This window comes from Streptomyces griseoluteus, assembly GCF_004784465.1.
GTDB lineage: Bacteria > Actinomycetota > Actinomycetes > Streptomycetales > Streptomycetaceae > Streptomyces > Streptomyces griseoluteus.
In genome coordinates, this window is record NZ_SRRU01000005.1 from 23,730 (window position 1) to 45,331 (window position 21,602).

The window sequence follows — 21,602 nt, forward strand, 5'->3', positions numbered from 1 at the left end:
TCGATGCGGAGCGGTGGGGCCCCCTGCTCGAGCGAAGCCGAGAGCTCGGGGGAGAGTGACGACAACGCGGCGAGGTGCGGTGCCATCATGCCGCGAGCCCGGCGTGATCGACGGGACACCCCCTGAGGGATGCCTCGTTCGGCCCAGTAAAGGGCGGCCCGGAGCCGTCCGCGCGGCCATGGTCGTAGGAGCAGGACGTGACGCCGGACGACCGCGAGGAGGGGTGCCGCCGTGCCCGAGAGCGGGGATGCCTCGTTCGGCCCAGTAAAGGGCGGCCCGGAACCGTCCGCGCGGCCATGGTCGTAGGAGCAGGACATGACGCCCGGACGACCGCGAGGAGGGGTGCCGCCGTGCCCGAGAGCGCGGACGATCCGGCCGTGCCCGGCGCCTCGGCCACCGGGGACGGGCTCGCGCGGCGGCGCCGGCGGCGGTGGCTGAGGGGCGGCGCGCTCGGCACGGCCGTACTGCTCCTGGCGGCGGGCGGGGCCGGCTGGGCGCTGTACGCCCGGCTCAGCGACAACATCACCCCCGACGAGGCGGCCGCGCGCGAGCTGGCCCGCTATGACAAGGAGCGGCCCACCGCGCTGGTGTCGGGCGCGCAGAACATCCTGCTGATCGGCACCGACAGCCGCGCCGGGGACGGCAACGGGCAGTACGGGCGGGACTCGGGCGCGGAGCGCTCGGACACCACGATCCTGCTCCACCTGGCGGCCGACCGGCGCAGCGCCACCGCCGTCTCGCTCCCCCGCGATCTGATGGTGCGCGTCCCGGCCTGCCCGCGCGCCGGCGGCGGGCGGACCGAACCGTCGTTCGCCATGTTCAACACCGCCTTCGAGGTCGGCGGTTCGGCCTGCACCATCCGTACCGTCGAGGAGCTGACCGGCATCCGGGTCGACCACCACATGGTCGTCGACTTCAGCGGTTTCAAGCAGATGGTGGACGCCGTCGACGGGGTGCCGGTGTGCCTGCGCAAGCCCGTCGACGACAAGGCGGCCAGGCTGAAGCTGCCCGCAGGACGGGTCACCCTCGACGGCGAGCAGGCGCTCGGCTACGTACGGGCCCGCAAGACGCTCGGGGACGGCAGCGACACCGAGCGGATGGGCCGCCAGCAGCGGTTTCTCGGCGCGCTGGTGGAGAAGGTCCGTGGTGACGGCGTCCTGCTGAACCCGGTGAAGCTGTATCCGCTGCTGGACGCGGCGACCTCGGCGCTCACCACCGATCCCGAACTGGCCAGTCTGCGCGGCTTGTACCGGTTGGTCCGGGGAGTGCGCGACATCCCCACCGCACATGTGCGGTTTCTTACCGCTCCGCGCGAGGCATATGTATACGACTCCGACCGTGACCAACTGGTGCAGCCCGAGGCCGGGGAACTGTTCGCCCGGCTGCGCGCGGACCGGCCCGTCGCGGTGGCGGACATTCCACCGGATACCGGTGGTAAATCCCCCGGCGACAACGCGGGAAACTCCCCTTCCGCCACCCCGACCTACCGGGGCAGCACGGCCGCCGCCCACACGTGTGAGTAATCCCCACACCAAATCGGCGAACTTTTGTTCAGAGGAATGAGCGGGATTGCCCAGTTCTAAGAACGTGGAATTCGTCACCGGCGTGGCCCGACCCTGAACAGGGCGGATAGTGTGAGCGATCCGGTGCACCCCGGCCCGTGAGGTCCGTCCTCCGACCGCGCACCGTTTCACCGAGACCCGAGCGCCTACAAGGGGGAAGGCGCCGCGTGGCCCCGACGGAGGATTCGGACAACCGTGGACGCGCAAAGCCGTGGGCGGGCGGAGAACATCGACCCCGCAGACCAGTGGGTACTCAATCCGAACACCGGCGAATACGAACTGCGACTGGGCAATTCCGCACCGCAGTCACCGGTTCCGGGACCGCGGGCCTCCCGGCGCGGCCGTCCCGCTGATCCCGGGGCCGAGCGCGGCCGGGGCGGTGCGGCGGTGCGGGAGGCTCCGGAGCGCGGCGCCGAGGTGCCGCAGCCGCGTCGCCGCAGGGGGGCCGAGCCGGAGCCGCCGCCGGGACGGCGCAGCCGGCGCCCGGTGAAGAAGAAGTCGAAGGCCAAGAAGATCGTGGCCTGGACCGGCGGGAGTCTGGCGGTGGTGCTGGTCGCCACGGGCTCGGCGGGCTACCTCTACCTCAAGCATCTCGAGGGCAACGTCTCCGCGACCGACGTCGGCAGCGCGGCGAAGCAGGGCTTCAGCAAGGACGACGCCTTCAACATACTGATCATCGGCACCGACAAGCGCACCGGTGCCGGCAACGAGGGCTACGGCGACAAGAACAGCGTCGGCCACGCGGACACCAACATCCTGCTGCACGTCGCCAAGGACCGGACCAACGCGACGGCGCTGAGCATCCCCCGCGACATGATCGTGGACGTGCCGGACTGCGAGACCCTCCAGCCCGACGGCAGCAGGAAGGTCATCCCCGGCTCCAGCGAGGTCCGCTTCAACACCAGCCTCGGCCAGGAGGGCCGGGACGCGGGCTGCACCATGCGCACGGTGAAGGCGGTCACGGGCATCACGCCGGACCACTTCATGATGGTCGACTTCAACGCGGTCAAGACGCTGACCTCGGCGGTCGGCGGCGTCAAGGTCTGCCTGAAGCACCCGGTGAACGACAAGGACTCCCACCTGCAGCTGCCCGCCGGCGAGTCCAAGATCGAGGGCGAGCAGGCGCTGGCGTTCGTCCGTACCCGGCACGCCTGGGGCAACCAGGGCGACCTGGACCGGATCAAGGTGCAGCAGCAGTTCATGGGGTCGCTGATGCGGGACATGTCCTCCAGCGACACCCTCACCAACCCGGGCAAGCTGCTGGACCTCGCCGAGGCGGCGACCAACGCGCTCACCGTCGACCAGGGCATCAAGTCCGTGAGCACGCTCAAGGACATCGCGCTGGAGATGAAGAAGGTGCCGCCGAAGAACATCACCTTCCTCACGGTGCCGGTGAAGGACAACCCCGCGGATGGCGTGATCCACAAGACCGTGATCGTCAACCCCGAGCTGGGGCCACCGGTCTTCGACGCCATCAACAACGACGTCTCCTTCACCGACGTCAAGAAGAAGGAGAAGGCCGCCAAGGACGCCCAGGCCGCCCGGCTGAAGGGCACCAGGTCGGCCCCCTCCGACGTGCGGGTGCGCATCATGAACGGCGGCGCGGCCGACGGCGCCGCGCAGGATGTCGTGAACTGGATGCAGACCGAGAAGGGCATCCTCAAGTCGGAGAACGCGGGCAACGCCCCGGCCGAGGTGAGCAGGACGACGCTGGAGTACGCGCCCGACCAGGCACCGCAGGCACGCGAACTGGCCGCCCTCATGGGTCTGTCCGGCTCGGCGCTGAAGCCGGGTAAGAGCGTCACCAACGCCCAGGGGCTGCCCACGATGTCGCTGACGCTGGGCAAGGACTTCAAGGGCGCGGGCGTCTCGCTCACGGCTCCGGCGAAGGCACCGGATGTGGGTGAGAAGTCCACCGCGGACAAGGTGGAGTGCGCCTCCTAGGTAACCCAATGGGCCCGTCGTGCGTCTAACTCGGCGCGGGACGGGCCCGTTTGCTGCGTGTGTGGTGGAAGGACGGGGAGTTGTCGCAAAGTCGGGTTCGGGGGAGGGGTTCGGTGGCGCAGGACACCAGAGAGCGCGCACCGAGGGCCAGGGGCCCGCGCGACGGAGGCTCGGGGCGGGGCGGCGGCCGGGGCCGCGCCGCGAAGGGGGGCGGGCGGCGCGCGCTGCGCTGGTCGGCGAGTGTGCTGGCGCTGCTGATACTCGGCACGGCCGGCGCCGGATACCTGTACTACCAGCATCTCAACGGCAACATCCAAAGGGGCGCGCGCAGCGGCAGCGACGACTCGCGGGCCCAGCGGACCCGGCCCAACGCGGACGGCCAGACCCCGCTGAACATCCTGCTGATCGGCTCCGACAGCCGCGCCTCCGCGGAGAACGTCAAGCTCGGCGGCAGCAAGGACAACCGCGACAACCCGCCCCTCGGTGACGTGCAGATGCTGATCCACGTCTCCGCGGACCGCAAGAGCGCCGCCATGGTGAGCATCCCCCGCGACACCCGCGTGGACATCCCCGAGTGCAAGGACGCCAGGACCGGACGGGTCTACCCGGCGACCAACGACATCATCAACACCACGCTCGCCCGGGGCGGCGCCGGCTGCACGCTGGCGACCTGGGAGAACCTCACCGGGGTCTACATCGACCACTGGATGACGATCGACTTCGCCGGTGTGGTGCGGATGGCGGACGCGATCCGCGGGGTCGACGTCTGCGTCAACCAGAACGTCTGGGACCGCTCCACCGCCGCCCAGCGCGGCGGCTCCGGCCTGAAGATGACGGCCGGGACGCACAAGGTCAAGGGCGAGCAGGCCCTCCAGTGGCTGCGCACCCGGCACGCCTGGGGCAGCGACGTGATGCGCGCCCGCGCCCAGCACATGTACCTGAACTCGATGATCCGCACCCTCAAGGGCCAGAACGTCTTCACCGACAGCGGCCGGCTGATGGACCTCGCCGAGGCGGCCACCAAGTCCCTGACCGTGTCCGACGAGATCAGCAGCGTCAAGAAGCTGTACGACCTCGGCATGGAGCTGAAGGCGGTGCCGACCAACCGGATCACCTCGGTGACGATGCCGAACATCGAGGACCCGCAGAACAGTTCGCATGTGCTCCCCGCCCAGGGCAGCGCTGACAAGCTGTGGCAAATGCTCCGCGAGGACGTCTCCCTCGACAAGAACGGCAAGCCGGCCAAGAAGACGGTGGCGGACGCCGAGCCCGCCAAGGCGCCTTCGGCGGCTCCCGAGCGGCTCGGGGTGCAGGTGCAGAACGGCACCCGCAGCGACACCCTGGCCCCGGTCAGCGGCCGCGCCCGCGCGGTGGCGAGCGCCCTGGGAGCCAAGGGGTACGGCCAGGCCCAGGCGGACACCACGGCCGCGCCGGCCGCCGACGAGACGGTGGTGCGCTACCCGAGCGCCGACCTGGAGGGCGACGCCCAGGCGGTGGCCAAGGCGCTGGGCATCCCGGTGAAGCAGGTGGAACGTTCCACCGACGTCTCCGGCGTGACCGTCGTGGTCGGCGCGGACTGGCGCACCGGCGACACGTACCCCAAGAAGGCCGCCCCGAAGGCCGGCGACCTCCCCACCGGCACGGACGCCATCAACGGCTCGGACGACAAGTCCTGCATGGACGTGTACAAGCCGTACCGCTGGTGACCGAGTGAGGGGCAGCGGTTCGCCGACCTGGAACCTAGGTGGCAGGTGGCAGGTGGCAGGTGGCGCACATCACATCCTGGCAAGTTGCCCACCCGTCACGTCCCCGAAATGATCACATCAAATCCTCAGGGACCTGACAGGAGATCAAGAATGCACGTGGGCAAGCGCATTGGCTCGGCCGCGGCCGTCCTCGGCCTGACCGCCGTCGGAATGGTCGCGGCCACCGGTACGGCCGCGGCCGCCTCCTACAACGGCGGCTGCGGGTCCGGCTACAGCGTGATCGACTCCAAGGACGTCGGGGACGGCAACACCTTCCTCACCTACAACAGCTCCACCGGGTACAACTGCGTCGTCACGGTCAGCGACACGCCGGGTAAGCCGATGCACCTGAGGGCCGCGCTGCGAATCCACCGGACGGACACCGTGTGGAAGGCGGCCGAGCTGGACGAGGGCACCTACAACTACTACGCAGGCCCCGTCTACCTGTACGCCTCCCACTCCTGCATCGACTTCGGTGGCTCGGCGAACTCGAGCTACTTCCAGGTCGACTACGGCGTGCACTGCGGCTGACGGTGATTGCGGAGCCCGGCAGATCTGCTCCGGGCTCCGCGAAGGACAGCGACGAGGGCCGACCCTGCTCAGACGGCGTCGTTCTCCAGCACCGCCGGGCGGCGGGAGGCGATGACGCGCTTCGCCAGGGATCTGGGGCTGGTCAGGAAGCCGAAGCCCCAGGACATGTGCATGGTGGCGAGGGCGACCGGGATCTGGAGGCGGGCCTTGAGGGGGAGGCCCTTGCCGGCCGGTATCGAGCCCGCGGCGATGGCGGCCAGGTAGCCGGCGGGAACCACGAAGCCCCAGGGGGTCAGGGCCACTCCGACCACCACGCCCGCCGCGATGGCGCACACGGCGGCCGGCGGGGCGAGGTAGCGGAGGTTGATGGAGCCCTCGTGGTAGCGGGCGACGACATGCCGCCAGCGGCCGTAGTCCTTGTACTGCTTGGCCAGCGCCTTGATGCTCGGGCGCGGCCGGTAGGAGACGCGCAGCTCGGGCGAGAACCAGATCAGGCCGCCGGCCTCGCGGATGCGGAAGTTCAGCTCCCAGTCCTGGGCGCGGATGAACTCCTCGTTGTATCCGCCCTGTTGCTCCAGCGCCTCGCGGCGGAACACCCCGAGGTAGACCGTCTCCGCGGGGGCGGCCGCGCCACCGGTGTGGAAGGCGGCGTTGCCGACACCGATCTTGGAGGTCATCGCGGCGGCGACCGCGTGCTCCCAGTCGTTCTCGCCCTCGGCGTGCATGACGCCGCCGACGTTCTGCGCGCCGGTCTCCTCCAGGAGCCGTACGGCGGTGGCGATGTAGTTCGGCGAGAGGATGCCGTGGCCGTCCACGCGGACGACGACCGGGTGCCGGGACGCCTTGATCGCGGCGTTCAGCGCGGCGGGGGTCCGGCCGGTGGGGTTGGGGACCGTGACCACGCGGGGGTCCTCGGCCACCAGCTCGGCCGCGATCTCGTCCGTACGGTCCGACGAGGGACCGAGGGCGATCACGACCTCCATGTCGCCGGCGTACTCCTGCGCGAGGATCGCCTGGACGGCGCCGCGCAGATGCCGCTCCTCGTTGAGCACGGGCATGATCACGGACACGGCGGGGTGCCGCACGTCGGGCTTGGCGTTCATAGGGGGCTCACGTTACCGCGAATGGGGGACACCATTGCGCGCCGCCGCGGCCGCGACGCGGGCTGGAGATCGTATCGGCCTACGGTGATCACATTCCCACGTACGGCCGCATCCCGGAGGTGTCCCTTGCCCAGACCGCCTCGGCCCCCCGCCCCGTCCGTCCGGGGTGCGGGGGGCGCTCCCACGCCGCCGCGCCGGCCGCGGCCGGCAGGCAGGGTGCGACGGGCTCCGCTCGCCCGCAGGCGGCGGCCGCGCTGGGCTGTGCGGGCGGTGACCGCGCTGTCGGTGACGGTCATGGCCTCGGCCGGGATCGGCCACGCGGTGGTCACCGGCCTGGACTCCGGCATCGCCCGGGTCGACGCCTTCAAGGACATGAAGAACCGGCCCCGCGCGGGCCACGGCATGAACGTGCTGCTGGTCGGCACCGACGGCCGGGACAAGATCACCGAGGCGGAGCGGCGCGCGTACAAGCTGGGCGGCGCGCCCTGCCACTGCACCGACACGGTGATGATCGTGCACATCTCGGAGGACCGGGAGCGGGCCAGTGTGGTGAGCCTGCCGCGCGACTCCTACACCGAGGTGCCCGAGCACGTCGACCAGAACACCGGCGTGCGGCACCCCGCGCACCCGACGAAGCTGAACGCGGCGTACGCCGAGGGCGGCCCCCAGCTCACCGTGCGCACGGTGGAGGCCATGACGCATGTGAAGGTCGACCACTACGTGGAGGTCGATTTCACCAGCTTCATGAAGACAGTGGACGCGCTCGGCGGGGTGAAGATCTGCACCCCGACCCCGCTGAAGGACTCCTACACCGGGCTCGACCTCGCGCCCGGCCCGCACACCCTGGGCGGCGGACAGGCACTCCAGTACGTCCGTGCCCGGCATGTGGACGGGGCGAGCGACCTGGGCCGGATGCAGCGCCAGCAGCGGTTCATGGCGGCGCTGATCGAGCGGGCCACGTCCTCGGGGGTGCTGTTCAACCCGATGCGGTTCCGGGACGTGACGCGGGCGGTGCTCGGCTCGGTGCGGGCGGACAACGGGTTCGGCACCGACGAGCTGCTCGACCTCGGCCGGGCCATGCGGAACTTCTCGCCCTCGTCCTCGGAGTTCACCACCGTGCCCATCGAACAGATGGGGTACGCCGTGAAGGGCATCGGCTCGACCCTGAAGTGGGACCCGGTCAAGTCCGAGCGGCTCTTCACGAACCTGCGCGACGACAAGCCGCTCGGCGCCCACCTGGCGACGAAGGCCACGGCGGCCACCACCGTCGAGGTAGACCCGCACACGGTCCAGGTCCGGGTGGAGAACGGCACCGGCACGGCGGGGCTCGGCCGCAAGGTGGACGCGGCCCTCGCCGCGACCGGCTTCGCCACCACCCGCCGGCCGCTGACCGCCGCGCACCCCGTCGCCCGCACGGTCATCTCCTACGACCCCCGCTGGGACCGCTCCGCCCGCTCCCTCGCCGTCGCCATCCCCGGCAGCGAACTCCACCCGACCCCCGGCCTCGGCCCCGTCCTCCGTGTGACAGCCGGCGCCGACTGGAAAGGCGTCCACCCGGTGAAGCCCCCTCAGATCGCCGCCTCGGAGGCCCCGGTGGTCCGGGGGGACGAGGTGGTGTGCTCCGGGGAGGCGTGACGCTGCGCGGCTTGGACGGGTATGGCGGTGCGGCACGGCCGCCCTCCCGGACCCGGCGAGGAGCGGGCGGGGCGACGGTCGGGTAGGGCTGCCCATCCCGCCCCAGCGTCGGCGCCGACTACGGCGGGACACATGGTCTGGTGAGGCGGCCGTCCGGTACCAACGACACATCCACCGCCGCACTCCGCCCCTCACGGCAGGGCGCGGAAAGCGAGACCCGTGGGTCTCGGTGGCGCACCAGCGACGCGCGGTACGCGGCGCCGCGGTTGGTCGACGCTCAGCGCGGGCGTTCAGTCGGTGATGCCCTCCGCCGCGCGGCGTTCGCGGAGTTCCCGGATGGCTCGGCGGCGGGCGAGACGGTGGGTGCGGCGGATCTGGGCTTCCTGGTGGCGGCGGCGGTCGCGTTCGGTCTCGGGGAGGACCGGGGGGACCTGACGGGGCTTGCCGTCGGCGTCGACGCCGGTGAAGACGAGGTAGGCGGAGCCGACCTGGGTGGGGGGCGCGGACTCGTTCCAGCGCTCGGCGAGGACCCGTACGCCGATCTCCATGGAGGTGCGGCCGGTCCAGTTCACCTGGGCCTTGACGTGCACCAGGTCGCCGACGCGCACCGGCTCCAGGAAGACCATCTCGTCCATGGACGCGGTGACGGCGGGCCCGCCGGAGTGGCGGCCCGCCACGGCGCCCGCGGCGTCGTCGACGAGCTTCATGATCACACCACCGTGCACCGTCCCCAGCAGGTTGGTGTCGTTGTGGGTCATGATGTGGCTGAGGGTGGTGCGGGAAGCGGAAGTGGGCTTGCCCGGAATCTCCGGAGAAGCGGCGGGCGCCTGGTGTGTCATGTCCCCCACCTTATGCCGAAGCGGCTTTCGCGGAATTTATGTCGGGTTCGCAACAGAGGCGCTCCGATTTTCCGACAACCCTTGTAAGGCATCCGTGGGCACCCTGCACACTGGGGCGCATGAATGACTGGCCCGAGGGATGGTCCGACGACGAGCGCGGCCCCCGCTACGGACGCGGCAGCGCCGGTGCGCAGCCGGAAGGCCCGCGCATGATGCGGCAAGTACGACGCCCGGCCGCGCCGCCCGGCGCTCCCGCGCCGCAGTACGGCGGCGGTGTGCCCCGGCAGCCGTCGTACGTCGACGGCCAGGGTCACGACGGCTACGACAGCGGTTACAACACCGGCCAGGTGTACGGCGGTGGCGGCCCGGGGGGTCCCGGCGCCCCGGCCGGTACTCGCGCACCCCGCCCGGCGCCCAATTGGGGCCGCCGGATCAAGGTCGGCGCGATCACCCTGGCCACCGTGCTGGTCGTCACCTCGGTGGCCACCTACTTCTGGGCCGACTCCAAGCTGAACCGGGACGTCGACCTGTCCCAGGTGATCGACCGCCCCTCGGAGGGTGAGGGCACCAACTACCTCATCGTCGGCTCCGACAGCCGCAAGGGCATGACGAGCGAGGACAAGAAGAGACTCCACACGGGGTCCGCCGAGGGCCAGCGCACGGACTCGGTGATGATCCTGCACGTCGGCTCAGGCGGCGACACCCTGATATCCCTGCCCCGCGACTCCGACGTGGTCGTCCCCTCCTACAAGGGCTCCACCTCGGGCAAGGTCTACCCCGCCACCGGCCGGCACGCGAAGCTGAACGCGACCTACGCCGAGGACGGCCCGACCCTGCTGACGCGGACCGTGGAGTACAACACCGGGCTGCGCATCGACCACTACGTGGAGATCGGCTTCGCCGGCTTCGCCAACATCGTGGACGCGGTCGGCGGCGTCGACATCAAGATCGACAAGGGCTTCAAGGACAAGTACTCCGGCGCCGACTTCCAGGCAGGCGAGCAGACTCTCAACGGCGAGCAGGCCCTCGCCTTCGTCCGTACCCGGCACGCCTTCGCCGCCTCCGACCTGGAGCGGACCAAGAACCAGCAGAAGTTCCTCGCGGCGCTGGCCCACCAGGTGGCGACCCCGTCGACCGTGCTGAACCCCTTCAAGTTCTATCCGACGATGGGCGCGGGCCTGGACTCCCTCAGCGTCGACAAGGACATGGGCCTGTTCGACCTGGCCTCGATGTTCTGGGCGATGAAGGGTGTCAACGGCGGCGACGGCACGTCCCTGAACATGCCCGTCTCCGGCTCCGTCGGCGGCAACCTCGTCTGGGACAAGGCGAAGGTGAAGACGCTGGTGGACGAGCTGAAGAACGACGAGAAGGTCACCGTCTCGGGCAACTGAGCCCGTACGTGCCGAAGGCGCCTCCCCCGCTCGGCCGGGGAGGCGCCTTCGTCGTCGGCTACTTCGGCAGGTTGCGGGCCATGACGATCCGCTGGACCTGGTTGGTGCCCTCGTAGATCTGGGTGATCTTGGCGTCGCGCATCATGCGCTCGACCGGGTAGTCACGGGTGTAGCCGTAGCCGCCGAGGAGCTGGACGGCGTCGGTGGTGACCTCCATCGCCACGTCCGAGGCGAAGCACTTGGCGGCGGCGCCCTGGAAGGTGAGGTCGGCGTCGACGCGCTCGGAGGCGGCCGCGGCCTGGTAGGTCAGGGCGCGGGCGGCGGCGATCTTCATCGCCATGTCGGCCAGCATGAACTGGATGCCCTGGAAGTCCGCGATCGGCTTACCGAACTGTTTGCGCTCCTGGACGTAGCCCTTGGCGTAGTCGAGGGCGCCCTGGGCGACACCGAGGGCCTGGGCGGCGATGGTGATGCGGGTGTGGTCCAGCGTCTTCATCGCGGTGGCGAAGCCGGTGCCCTCCTCGCCGATCATGCGGTCGGCGGGGATGCGGACATTGTCGAAGTAGACCTCGCGGGTCGGCGAGCCCTTGATGCCGAGCTTCTTCTCCGGGGCGCCGAAGGACACGCCCTCGTCCGACTTCTCCACCACGAAGGCGGAGATGCCCTTGGAGCGCTTGGTGGGGTCGGTCACGGCCATCACCGTGTAGTACTCGGAGACGCCCGCGTTGGTGATCCAGCGCTTGACGCCGTTGAGCACCCAGAAGTCGCCGTCGCGCACGGCCTTAGTCTTCATGCCGGCCGCGTCCGAGCCCGCCTCCGGCTCGGAGAGGCAGTACGAGAACATGCCGTCGCCCTTGGCCAGCGGGCCCAGGTACTTCTTCTTCAGCTCGGTGGAGCCGGAGAGGATCACCGGAAGGGAGCCGAGCTTGTTCACGGCCGGGATCAGCGAGGACGACACGCAGGCGCGGGCCACCTCCTCGATCACTATGACCGTGGCGAGCGCGTCGGCGCCGGCGCCGCCGAACTCCTCGGGGACATGGACTGCGTGCAGGTCGTTGGCGACCAGCGCGTCCAGCGCCTCCTGCGGGAAGCGGGCCTCCTCGTCCACCGCGGCGGCGAACGGCGCGATCTTCGCCTCGACCAGCGAGCGGACGGCGTCCCGGAGCATGTCGTGCTCCTCGGACGGGCGGTACAGGTCGAAGTCAGCCGATCCGGCCACGGTCTCTCACGCTCCAAAGACGCTGTGATACTGACGCTAATTACCGTTAAGTAACTGAAAGTTTAGAGCGCCGCCCCCGGCCCGCATAGGTGAGGTTGGCGACAGCTGGAGATTTCCCCCGGTCGCGACACGACTATGCTCGGGGGCCGCATCATCGACGTACCCCGGCTGGAGCACCCATGAGCCTGAAGATCACCGTGATCGGCACCGGCTATCTCGGCGCCACGCACGCCGCGGCCATGGCCGAACTCGGCTTCGAGGTGCTGGGGCTCGACGTGGTCCCCGAGAAGATCGCGATGCTGGAGCGGGGCGAGACCCCGATGTACGAGCCCGGTCTGGACGAATTGCTGCGCGCGCATGTCGCGGGCATCGAGGGCTCGACCGGCCGGCTCCGCTTCACCACCGACTTCGCCGAGGCGGCGGAGTTCGGCGACGTCCACTTCGTCTGCGTCAACACCCCGCAGAAGCACGGCGAGTACGCCTGCGACATGAGCTACGTGGACTCCGCGATCGCCTCCCTCGCCCCGCATCTGCGCCGCCCGGCGCTGGTGGTCGGCAAGTCGACGGTGCCGGTGGGCTCGGCCGACCGGCTCGCCGCCTACCTCGCCGAGCACGCGCCCGCCGGGGCCGACGCCGAGCTGGCCTGGAACCCCGAGTTCCTGCGTGAGGGCTTCGCCGTGCAGGACACCCTGCACCCGGACCGGGTCGTGGTCGGTGTGCGCGGGGAGCGCGCGGAGAAGCTGCTGCGCGAGGTGTACGCGACCCCGCTGGGCGAGGGCACGCCGTTCGTGGTGACCGACTTCCCGACCGCCGAGCTGGTGAAGACGGCCGCGAACTCCTTCCTCGCCACCAAGATCTCCTTCATCAACGCCATGGCCGAGGTGTGCGAGGCCGCCGACGGCGACGTCGTGAAGCTGGCCGAGGCCATCGGGCACGACGAGCGGATCGGCAAGAAGTTCCTGCGCGCCGGGATCGGCTTCGGCGGCGGCTGCCTGCCCAAGGACATCCGGGCCTTCATGGCGCGCGCCGGTGAGCTGGGCGCGGACCAGGCGCTCACGTTCCTCCGTGAGATCGACTCCATCAACATGCGCCGACGCGGCGAGATGGTGGAGATGGCGCGGGAGGCGCTCGGCGGGGGCTCGTTCCTCGGCAAGCGGGTCGCGGTGCTCGGGGCCACCTTCAAGCCCGACTCCGACGACGTCCGGGACTCCCCCGCGCTGAACGTGGCCGGCCAGATACACCTCCAGGGCGGCCAGGTCACGGTGTACGACCCGAAGGGCATGGACAACGCCCGCAAGCTGTTCCCGACACTGGGCTACGCCGAGTCGGCGCGCGAGGCGGTACGGGGCGCGGACGTGGTGCTGCACCTGACCGAGTGGCGGGAGTTCCGCGAGCTTGACCCGGCGGTGCTGGGCGAGGTCGCGGCGTCGCGGGTCGTACTGGACGGACGGAACGCGCTGGACCCGGTGCCGTGGCGCAAGGCGGGCTGGACGTTCCGGGCGATGGGCCGCCCGACCGCGTAACCCTGCATCTGTACGACGCCGGTTCGGCCGAGGCTCAGTCGGCCGAACCGGCGTCTGTGCGCATTGTGCACCACCGGGCCGGGCGGAGGCCGCACAACCCCCCGTCTCTTACCTGTCCTTGGCCCGGTAGCGGCGCATCTTCGCGCGCGCCCCGCACACCTGCATCGAGCACCATCGGCTCCGGCCCGCGGGGCTGCGGTCGTAGTACGCCCAGTGGCAGGCCGGCGCCTCGCACGCCTTGAGCCGCTGCCAGGTGCCCTCGACCAGCGCACCGGCCACGGCGGCGGCAACACGGCAGAGCAGCGGGCCGGGATCGGCGGGGGCGAGGGCGGCGGAGCCGTCGGTGTCGCCCACCGTGACCAACAGCGGGGCGTGGGCGAGCAGTTCACCGAGCGGGGTGACCGCGGCGTGCGGCGGGTGTCCGGCGTGCGCGAGGAGCGCGGCGCGCAGCGACTCCCGCAGGGCGCGGGCGGTGTCCAGCTCGCCGTCCCCGATGCCGAGGGCCGCGCGGCCCTCCTCGGTGTCGAGCGCGTCGCGGCCGCTCTCGATGTCCAGGGTGTTCACCAGGGACTCCACCAGGGCGAGGCTGCCCGGCGCGGCCGATCTCTCACTCATGCTTGCGACGTTACCCCTCATGAGGGACCATGGGGTAACCGTTACCGGTGACCGAGCTTTACTGGTAACCGAGCTCTACTAGCACCGAGGAGGAAGTCATGGCTCTCGCCGAGCTGGGCGCGATCGTCCTGGACTGTCCCGACCCCGAGGCACTGGCCGGTTTCTACGCCGAGATCCTGGGCGGTACGACGGAAGGAGACGCGGACTGGGTGGACCTGCGCACCCCCGCCGGCCAGACCATCGCCTTCCAGCACGCCCCGGACCACGTCCCCCCGGCCTGGCCCTCCCCCGACGCCCCGCAGCAGTTCCACCTCGACCTGAGGGTCCCGGACCTGGACGAGGCCGAGAAGCAGATCCTCACCCTGGGCGCCAAGCCCCTGGACACGGACGCCCCCAACCGCAACTGGCGCGTCTACGCCGACCCGGCGGGCCACCCCTTCTGCCTCTGCGCCTGCTGAGACCCCCGGCGGGTCAGCCGTAGTGGTACCGGGCCTTCAAGATCTTCACTTCCTTGTCGTCGGCCCGGTACACCAGCCGGTGCTCGTCGTCGATGCGACGGGACCAGTAGCCGGACAGGTCGGCCTTGAGCGGCTCCGGCTTGCCGATGCCGGTGAAGGGGTCCCGCTGGATCTCCGCGCTGAGCCGGGTGATCCGGCGGGCCATCCGACGGTCGGCGGCAAGCCAGAAGAGGAAGTCCTCCCACGCGTCGGGGTCGAAATGGACGCTCCTCACTCCTCACCCGCCAGCTCACGCAGTTCGTCCAGCGACTTGGTGACGGCGCCGGCCGCCGCCTTGTCGCGGGCCACCGCCTCCATCAGGCGCCGTGCGTTCGCGGGTGAACGCAGCAGGTACACCGTCTCCTGCCAGGACTCGTAGTCATCGGCGGACATCAGGACGGCGTCCCCGCCCCTGGAACTGATCCGGACCGGCTCGTGATCGTCGTTGACGCGCTTGATCAGGGGAAACAGATCCCGGCGTGCCTCGCCGGCGCTTATGGTCATGGTCCGTCGCCTTCCCTGGTGGTACCGAGAACCGGTACTACACGTGTACTACCTTCCGGCACCACGCCGCATCGCAATGGACGTCACTCTCCGCCCGCGGCCTCGATGACCTCGTCCAGCGTGTCCCTGGTGCGGTGGAGGTCGGTGATCAGGCGGTCTATGCGGGTGCGTTCCTCGGTGAGGTCGGCCAGGAGGCGGGGGGTGGCCTGGGCGGAGGGGCCGCCGTCCTGGTCGCGCATGCAGGGGAGGAGGTGGCGGATGCGGTCGCTGTGGAGGCCGGCCGCGTACAACTCCTGGATGCGGACCACGCGGTCGACGGCGGCCTCCGGGAACTCCCGGTGGCCGCCCGCCGTGCGGTCGGCCGCGAGCAGCCCACGGCTCTCGTAGTAGCGCAGCGACCGCTCGCTCACGCCGGTGCGCCGGGCCAGTTCACCGATCCGCATGTGCGCCTCCCCAGGGCTTGAACCTGACATCGGTGTCAGCTTCTACCGTACGGCCATGACGGACTTCCTGGCCCCGGCCCGGCTCGGCCAACTCGCCCTCCCCCACCACCTGTTGATGGCCCCGCTCACCCGCAACCGCGCGGAGGCGAACGGCACCCCGACCCCGCTCATGGCGGACTACTACGCCCAGCGCGCCTCCGCCGGGCTCATCATCGGCGAGGCCGCGACCCCGAACGCGGTCGGCCAGACGTACCCGGACATCGCCGCGCTGCACACCGACCGGCACACCGACGGCTGGCGCAAGGTCACCGACGCGGTGCGGGCGGCCGGCGGGCACATGTTCCTCCAGCTCCAGCACGGTGGCCGGGTCAGCCACCCGGCGACGACCGGGCTGACCCCCGTGGCGCCCTCGGCCGTGCCGCTCCCGGAGACGATCTTCACCCGGCAGGGGCACCTGCCCGCCCCTGTGCCGCGCGCGATGACGCCCGACGACATCCGCGCCACCGTGGCGGACTTCGCCTCCGCCGCCCGGCGGGCCGTCGACGCCGGGTTCAAGGGCGTGGAGGTGCACTCGGCCAACGGGCATCTGCTGCACCAGTTCCTCGCCGGGAACACCAACCGCCGCACCGACGGCTACGGCGGCCCGCCCGAGCACCGGGTGCGCTTCACCGTGGAGGTGACCGAGGCGGTGGCCGAGGCGATCGGTGCCGGGCGGACGGGCGTACGGATATCGCCGGGCGGCACGGTCAACGGCATCCAGGAGGACGACACCGCCGCCCTGTACCCGGCACTCGTGCACCGCCTGCGCGACCTGGGCCTCGCCTATCTGCACGTGGTCCGCGCCGACCCCGGCGACGAGCTGTACCGACGGCTGCGCGCCGACTGGCCGGGCACCCTGATCGGCAACCCGGTGCTGACCGACCTCACCACCGAGGCGGTGGCACGGGCGGCGCGGGAAATGCTGGCCTCCGGCGCGGATCTCGTCGCCCTGGGCCGCCCCTACATCGCCAACCCGGACCTGGTGGCCCGGCTGCGCCGGGGCGCCCCGCTCAACCCGCTCCGCGAGCGGTATCTGATGTACGTGGGCGGGGCGGACGGCTACACCGACTACCCCGCCCTCGCGGACCGCTAGGGCCTCTCGTTTGGATCTTGCCGAGCTCGCGGGCCCTGGCACCGCGCCCTGATCCGGCCTGATCCAAACGAAAGACGCTAGCCGTCCAGCGACTCGATCGTCGCGTGCGACGCCGGGCGGGCGGCGCGCTGCTCGCGGGCGACGTCCTCCGCCGCGCCCAGGACGCGGACCGCGTTCTGCCAGGTCAGCTTGGCGAGGTCCGGCTTGGACCAGCCGCGCTCCAGCAGCTCCGCGATCAGGTTCGGGTAGGCGGAGACGTCGTTCAGGCCGTCCGGGGTGAAGGCGGTGCCGTCGTAGTCGCCGCCGATGCCGAGGTGGTCGATCCCGGCGACCTCGCGCATGTGGTCGAGGTGGTCGGCGACCGTGGAGACGGTGGCGACCGGACGCGGGTGGCGCTCCTCGAACTGCCGGTGGACCTTCATGCCCTCCTCGGTGGTGTCGAGGTGGTGCAGACCGTGCGCGCGCATGTTCTCGTCCGCGGCCACCGTCCAGTCCACCGCGGCCTGGAGGACGAACTTCGGCACGAAGGTCACCATCGCCATGCCGCCGTTGGCCGGCAGCCGCTCCAGCACGTCGTCCGGGATGTTGCGCGGATGGTCGCAGACGGCACGGGAGGAGGAGTGCGAGAAGATCACCGGCGCCGAGCTGGTGTCCAGCGCGTCCCGCATCGTCGTCGCCGCGACGTGGGAGAGGTCGACCAGCATGCCGAGCCGGTTCATCTCGCGGACGACCTCACGGCCGAACGCGGTCAGACCCCCGGCCTTCGGCTCGTCGGTCGCGGAGTCCGCCCAGTCCACGTTGTCGTTGTGGGTGAGCGTCATGTACCGCACGCCCAGCGCGTACAACCCCCGCAGCGTGCCGAGGGAGTTGGCGATGGAGTGGCCGCCCTCGGCCCCCATCAGCGAGGCGATCCGCCCGGAGGCGCGGGCCGCCTCCATGTCCGCCGCTGTCAGCGCGGGCGCCAGCTCGGCCGGGTACCGCTCGATCAGCCGCGTCACACAGTCGATCTGCTCCAGCGTGGCCGGCACCGCGTCGGGCAGGTCCGACCGCACGTACACGGACCAGTACTGCGCCCCCACGCCGCCCTCGCGCAGCCGCGGGAGGTCGGTGTGCAGATGCGCGGCCTGGTCACCGGCGATGTCCCGCGCGTCCAGGTCGTAGGCGACCTGCTCCCGCAGCGCCCACGGCAGGTCGTTGTGCCCGTCGACGACGGGGAACTCCCGCAGCAGCGCGCGGGCCTCGTCCAGCGAAGTCATCCGGGCCTACTTCCCGAACCCGAAGCCGGCCGAGCCCTCGACCTTGGCGCGCAGACGCTTGCCCTTCTCGGTGGCCTGGTCGTTGAGGTCCTGCTGGAAGTCGCGCATCCGCTGGAGGAGGTCCTCGTCGTGCGCGGCGAGCATGCGGGCGGCCAGGAGACCGGCGTTGCGGGCGCCGCCGACGGAGACGGTGGCCACGGGCACACCAGCCGGCATCTGGACGATGGAGAGCAGCGAGTCCATGCCGTCGAGGTACTTCAGCGGCACCGGCACGCCGATGACCGGCAGCGGCGTCACCGAGGCGAGCATGCCGGGCAGGTGGGCCGCGCCGCCCGCGCCCGCGATGATGGCCTTCAGCCCCCGGTCGGCGGCGTGCTCCCCGTACGCGACCATCTCGCGCGGCATCCGGTGCGCGGAGACGACGTCGACCTCATACGGGATCTCGAACTCGTCGAGGGCCTTGGCGGCGGCCTCCATGACGGGCCAGTCGGAGTCCGACCCCATGACGATGCCAACAACGGGGCTCATTCGGTGATCGTGCCTCTCAGGTAGCCGGCTGCGTGACGGGCGCGCTCCAGCACGTCGTCCAGGTCGTCGCCGTAGGTGTTGACGTGCCCCACCTTGCGGCCGGGTTTGACGTCCTTGCCATACATGTGGATCTTGAGCTGCGGGTCGCGGGCCATGCAGTGGAGGTACGCGGAGTACATGTCCGGGTAGTCGCCGCCGAGCACGTTGACCATGACCGTCCAGGGCGCGCGCGGGCGCGGGTCGCCGAGGGGGAGGTCGAGGACCGCGCGGACGTGGTTGGCGAACTGCGAGGTGATCGCGCCGTCCATCGACCAGTGGCCGGAATTGTGCGGCCGCATCGCCAGCTCGTTGACGAGGACACGGCCGTCACGGGTCTCGAAGAGCTCCACCGCGAGGTGCCCGACGACGCCCAGCTCCTTGGCGATGTTCAGCGCCATCTCCTCGGCCCGCAGCGCGAGGGACTCGTCCAGGTCCGGCGCGGGCGCGATCACGGTGTCGCAGACCCCGGCGACCTGCCGGGACTCCACCACCGGGTAGGCGACGGCCTGGCCGTGCGGGGAGCGGACGACGTTGGCGGCCAGCTCGCGGACGTAGTCGACCTTCTCCTCGGCCAGTACCGGCACGCCCGCCTGGAAGGGCTCGGCGGCCTCGGCCTCGGAGTCGACGACCCACACGCCCTTGCCGTCGTAGCCGCCGCGCACCGTCTTGAGGACGACGGGGAAGCCCTCGCCCTCGGCGGCGAACGCGGCCACGTCGGCCGGGTCGCGCACGATGCGGTGGCGCGGGCAGGGCACGCCGATCTCCGTGAGCTTCGCGCGCATCACGCCCTTGTCCTGGGCGTGCACGAGCGCCTCGGGCCCCGGCCGGACGGGGATGCCGTCCGCCTCCAGGGCCTTGAGGTGCTCGGTCGGCACGTGCTCGTGATCGAAGGTGATCACGTCACAGCCGCGCGCGAACTCACGCAGCGTGTCGAGGTCGCGGTAGTCGCCGATGACGACATCGCTCACGACCTGCGCCGCGGAATCCTGTGGAGTGTCACTGAGGAGCTTGAACCTGATGCCCAACGGGATGCCCGCTTCGTGCGTCATACGCGCGAGCTGCCCCCCGCCGACCATGCCGACTACCGGGAACGTCACCCCCCTAGCGTATCGGCCGTGCGGACCGGCGCGGACGGCCGCCGTCCCGGCCGGCCGGACGCGCATCTCTTACCCGGCCCTTGTCCGCCTCTTGCCGACCCGTATCCCGGCCGGGGCCCGGCGCGCGGGCATGGGAGGGATCGCGTGGATAGCATGGCGGGGCCGAGAAGAACCTATGGACGGGAGCTGCACAGCCATGGAACGTCGTTCCTCGGGGCTGCAACGGCTCGCCCGTGAGGTGGCCAAGTTCGGTGCGGTCGGAGGAGCCGGGGTCCTGGTCAACCTCGGTGTGTTCAACCTGGTCCGGCATGTGTCCGACCTGCCCGTGGTCCGGGCCAGCGTCATCGCCACCATCGTGGCCATCGTCTTCAACTACCTGGGCTTCCGCTACTGGACGTACCGGGACCGCGACAGGGGCGGCCGCCCGCGCGAGCTGATGCTGTTCCTGGTGTTCAGCGTGATCGGCCTGGTCATCGAGAACGGGGTGCTCTACCTCGCCACCTACGGGTTCGGCTGGGACACCCCGCTGCAGAGCAACGTCTTCAAGTTCGTCGGCATCGGCGTGGCCACGCTGTTCCGCTTCTGGTCGTACCGCACCTGGGTTTTCCGCGCCCTGCCCAGCGAGCCGGGCAGGGAGCCGGTGGCCCGGCACGAGCCGGACAGCTCCGAGCGGGTCCGCTAGCGGACCGTCGCTTCCTCGCCCTTCTGCGTGGGGGCGGTGCGGGACAGGAACAGGCCGAACACCGGCGGGTGCGTCTGGAGCAGCTCCAGACGGCCGCCGTCGGCCTCGGCGAGGTCGCGGGCGACGGCGAGCCCGATACCCGTGGAGTTGCGGCCGCTGATGGTCCGCTCGAAGATCCGCGCACCGAGGTCGGCGGGGACGCCGGGGCCCTCGTCGGTGACCTCGATCACGGCCTGGTTGCCGGTGACGCGGGTGCGCAGGGCCACCGTGCCGCCGCCGTGCATCAGCGAGTTCTCGATCAGCGCGGCCAGCACCTGCGCGACCGCGCCGGGCGTGCCGACCGCCGTCAAGTGCCGCTTGCCCGAGCTGACGATGGCCCGGCCCGCGCTGCGGTAGGCGGGGCGCCACTCGGCGAGCTGCTGCTGGATGACCTCGTCGAGGTCGAAGGTGACCGCGGAGCCGGTACGGGGGTCGCGCGAGTTGGTCAGCAGCCGCTCCACCACGTCGGTCAGCCGCTCCACCTGCGCCAGCGCGATGGTCGCCTCCTCCTTCACCGTGTCCGGGTCGTCGGTGAGGGTGATCTCCTCCAGCCGCATGGACAGCGCGGTCAGCGGCGTACGGAGCTGGTGCGAGGCGTCGGCCGCGAGGCGCCGCTCGGCGGTCAGCATGCGGCCGATCCGCTCGGCGGAGGAGTCCAGCACATCGGCGACCCGGTCCAGCTCGGGGACGCCGTACCGCTTGTGCCGGGGGCGGGGGTCGCCGGAGCCGAGGCGTTCGGCGGTCTCGGCGAGGTCGGTGAGCGGGGAGGCGAGCCGGTTGGCCTGGCGTACCGCGAGCAGTACGGCGGCGATGACCGCGAGCAGGGCGACCAGGGCGATGATCAGCAGGGTGCGGCCGACCTCGCGGGTCACGGCGGAGCGGGGCTCCTGCACGGTGACGGTCTCGCCCTCCTCGCCGTGCTGCGTGGAGTGGATGACGTCACCCTGGGGCCTGCTGCCGATCTCGATCGGGGCCCGGCCGGGCATCTTGATCACCGCGTACTGGGTCTTGCTGACCGGGTTGCGCAGTACGTCGGCGTTGACGTTCTCGGCGGCGAGGATGCGGCTGTCCACGATGCTGGCCAGCCGCACCGCCTCGGACTCCACCCGCTCCTGCGCGCTGTTGCTGATCGTCCGCGTCTCCACGATCACCAGTGAGACCCCGAACACGGCGATCACCACCAGCACGACGGCAAGCGTGGACTGAATAAGACGACGACGCACAGGGTCCCTCCGGGAAGACTAAGGACCACCAGTCTCCCCCGGCCCGGCGCAGCAC

The 21,602-nt window shown here is 70.9% G+C and carries 21 protein-coding genes; 10 read left to right on the forward strand and 11 right to left on the reverse strand.

Features of this window, described 5'->3' with window-relative positions; all coding sequences use genetic code 11:
- Positions 1-350: 350 nt before the first annotated feature.
- The 4 genes from E5082_RS14765 to E5082_RS14780 all read left to right on the forward strand — a co-directional run bounded on the left by E5082_RS14765 (position 351) and on the right by E5082_RS14780 (position 5,782).
- Positions 351-1,523 (forward strand): LCP family protein, encoded by a 1,173-nt coding sequence (locus tag E5082_RS14765; protein WP_229918909.1) that lies wholly within the window; start codon positions 351-353, stop codon positions 1,521-1,523.
- 234 nt (positions 1,524-1,757) lie between these two features.
- On the forward strand, positions 1,758-3,506 hold the full coding sequence (locus tag E5082_RS14770; RefSeq protein ID WP_135791723.1) for an LCP family protein: 1,749 nt from the start codon (positions 1,758-1,760) through the stop codon (positions 3,504-3,506).
- Positions 3,507-3,586: 80 nt separating this feature from the next.
- Complete coding sequence (locus tag E5082_RS14775) at positions 3,587-5,212, forward strand: LCP family protein (RefSeq protein WP_135791724.1); 1,626 nt, start codon at positions 3,587-3,589, stop codon at positions 5,210-5,212.
- 156 nt (positions 5,213-5,368) lie between these two features.
- Positions 5,369-5,782 carry a spore-associated protein A gene (locus E5082_RS14780; RefSeq protein ID WP_208766240.1) on the forward strand — a complete coding sequence of 138 codons (414 nt, stop codon included), beginning with the start codon at positions 5,369-5,371 and terminating at the stop codon, positions 5,780-5,782.
- A gap of 68 nt (positions 5,783-5,850) precedes the next feature.
- Here the strand turns inward: E5082_RS14780 and E5082_RS14785 are convergent, their stop codons facing one another.
- Complete coding sequence (locus tag E5082_RS14785) at positions 5,851-6,885, reverse strand: glycosyltransferase family 2 protein (protein WP_135791726.1); 1,035 nt, start codon at positions 6,883-6,885, stop codon at positions 5,851-5,853.
- A 126-nt stretch (positions 6,886-7,011) separates the two neighbouring features.
- On the opposite strand from E5082_RS14785, the gene E5082_RS14790 reads away from it, so the two are divergent.
- Positions 7,012-8,520, forward strand: coding sequence for an LCP family protein (locus E5082_RS14790; RefSeq protein WP_435844205.1), 1,509 nt, complete (start codon positions 7,012-7,014; stop codon positions 8,518-8,520).
- 290 nt (positions 8,521-8,810) lie between these two features.
- Here the strand turns inward: E5082_RS14790 and E5082_RS14795 are convergent, their stop codons facing one another.
- Positions 8,811-9,359: an acyl-CoA thioesterase gene (locus E5082_RS14795; RefSeq protein WP_135791727.1), complete on the reverse strand. Its 549-nt coding sequence runs from the start codon at positions 9,357-9,359 to the stop codon at positions 8,811-8,813.
- A 119-nt stretch (positions 9,360-9,478) separates the two neighbouring features.
- On the opposite strand from E5082_RS14795, the gene E5082_RS14800 reads away from it, so the two are divergent.
- Complete coding sequence (locus E5082_RS14800) at positions 9,479-10,750, forward strand: LCP family protein (protein WP_190045333.1); 1,272 nt, start codon at positions 9,479-9,481, stop codon at positions 10,748-10,750.
- Positions 10,751-10,808: 58 nt separating this feature from the next.
- Here the strand turns inward: E5082_RS14800 and E5082_RS14805 are convergent, their stop codons facing one another.
- Positions 10,809-11,969: an acyl-CoA dehydrogenase family protein gene (locus tag E5082_RS14805; RefSeq protein WP_030814394.1), complete on the reverse strand. Its 1,161-nt coding sequence runs from the start codon at positions 11,967-11,969 to the stop codon at positions 10,809-10,811.
- 179 nt (positions 11,970-12,148) lie between these two features.
- Between E5082_RS14805 and E5082_RS14810 the strand changes: the two genes are divergently transcribed.
- Positions 12,149-13,492 (forward strand): UDP-glucose dehydrogenase family protein, encoded by a 1,344-nt coding sequence (locus tag E5082_RS14810; RefSeq protein ID WP_135791728.1) that lies wholly within the window; start codon positions 12,149-12,151, stop codon positions 13,490-13,492.
- 108 nt (positions 13,493-13,600) lie between these two features.
- Here E5082_RS14810 and E5082_RS14815 read toward each other — a convergent pair whose 3' ends face one another.
- On the reverse strand, positions 13,601-14,107 hold the full coding sequence (locus tag E5082_RS14815; RefSeq protein ID WP_135791729.1) for a CGNR zinc finger domain-containing protein: 507 nt from the start codon (positions 14,105-14,107) through the stop codon (positions 13,601-13,603).
- A gap of 98 nt (positions 14,108-14,205) precedes the next feature.
- Here E5082_RS14815 and E5082_RS14820 point away from each other — a divergent pair, with 98 nt between their 5' ends.
- A complete protein-coding gene (locus tag E5082_RS14820; protein WP_135791730.1) occupies positions 14,206-14,565 on the forward strand; it encodes a VOC family protein in 360 nt (119 codons plus the stop codon).
- Between the two features lie 13 nt (positions 14,566-14,578).
- Here E5082_RS14820 and E5082_RS14825 read toward each other — a convergent pair whose 3' ends face one another.
- From E5082_RS14825 to E5082_RS14835, 3 genes are all read right to left on the reverse strand, one after another.
- Entirely contained in the window at positions 14,579-14,839 is a 261-nt protein-coding gene (locus tag E5082_RS14825; protein ID WP_135791731.1) for a Txe/YoeB family addiction module toxin, read from the reverse strand.
- Complete coding sequence (locus tag E5082_RS14830; protein ID WP_135791732.1) at positions 14,836-15,108, reverse strand: type II toxin-antitoxin system Phd/YefM family antitoxin; 273 nt, start codon at positions 15,106-15,108, stop codon at positions 14,836-14,838. Before E5082_RS14830 ends, E5082_RS14825 begins: the two co-directional genes overlap by 4 nt.
- 83 nt (positions 15,109-15,191) lie before the next feature.
- A complete protein-coding gene (locus E5082_RS14835; RefSeq protein ID WP_135791733.1) occupies positions 15,192-15,551 on the reverse strand; it encodes a MerR family transcriptional regulator in 360 nt (119 codons plus the stop codon).
- 55 nt (positions 15,552-15,606) lie between these two features.
- Between E5082_RS14835 and E5082_RS14840 the strand changes: the two genes are divergently transcribed.
- Entirely contained in the window at positions 15,607-16,683 is a 1,077-nt protein-coding gene (locus E5082_RS14840; protein ID WP_135791734.1) for an alkene reductase, read from the forward strand.
- A gap of 77 nt (positions 16,684-16,760) precedes the next feature.
- On the opposite strand, the gene E5082_RS14845 is transcribed toward E5082_RS14840, so the two are convergent.
- The 3 genes from E5082_RS14845 to E5082_RS14855 are packed head-to-tail and all read right to left on the reverse strand — an operon-like array spanning position 16,761 to position 19,603.
- Positions 16,761-17,939, reverse strand: a complete 1,179-nt coding sequence (locus E5082_RS14845; RefSeq protein ID WP_135791735.1) for a dipeptidase — start codon at positions 17,937-17,939, stop codon at positions 16,761-16,763.
- 6 nt (positions 17,940-17,945) lie between these two features.
- Positions 17,946-18,467: a 5-(carboxyamino)imidazole ribonucleotide mutase gene (gene purE, locus E5082_RS14850; protein WP_086695398.1), complete on the reverse strand. Its 522-nt coding sequence runs from the start codon at positions 18,465-18,467 to the stop codon at positions 17,946-17,948.
- On the reverse strand, positions 18,464-19,603 hold the full coding sequence (locus E5082_RS14855) for a 5-(carboxyamino)imidazole ribonucleotide synthase (protein WP_135791736.1): 1,140 nt from the start codon (positions 19,601-19,603) through the stop codon (positions 18,464-18,466). Before E5082_RS14855 ends, purE begins: the two co-directional genes overlap by 4 nt.
- Before the next feature lie 196 nt (positions 19,604-19,799).
- On the opposite strand from E5082_RS14855, the gene E5082_RS14860 reads away from it, so the two are divergent.
- A complete protein-coding gene (locus tag E5082_RS14860; protein WP_135791737.1) occupies positions 19,800-20,285 on the forward strand; it encodes a GtrA family protein in 486 nt (161 codons plus the stop codon).
- On the opposite strand, the gene E5082_RS14865 is transcribed toward E5082_RS14860, so the two are convergent.
- Entirely contained in the window at positions 20,282-21,547 is a 1,266-nt protein-coding gene (locus E5082_RS14865; RefSeq protein WP_135791738.1) for an ATP-binding protein, read from the reverse strand. The genes E5082_RS14860 and E5082_RS14865 overlap by 4 nt on opposite strands.
- Positions 21,548-21,602 lie beyond the last annotated feature (55 nt).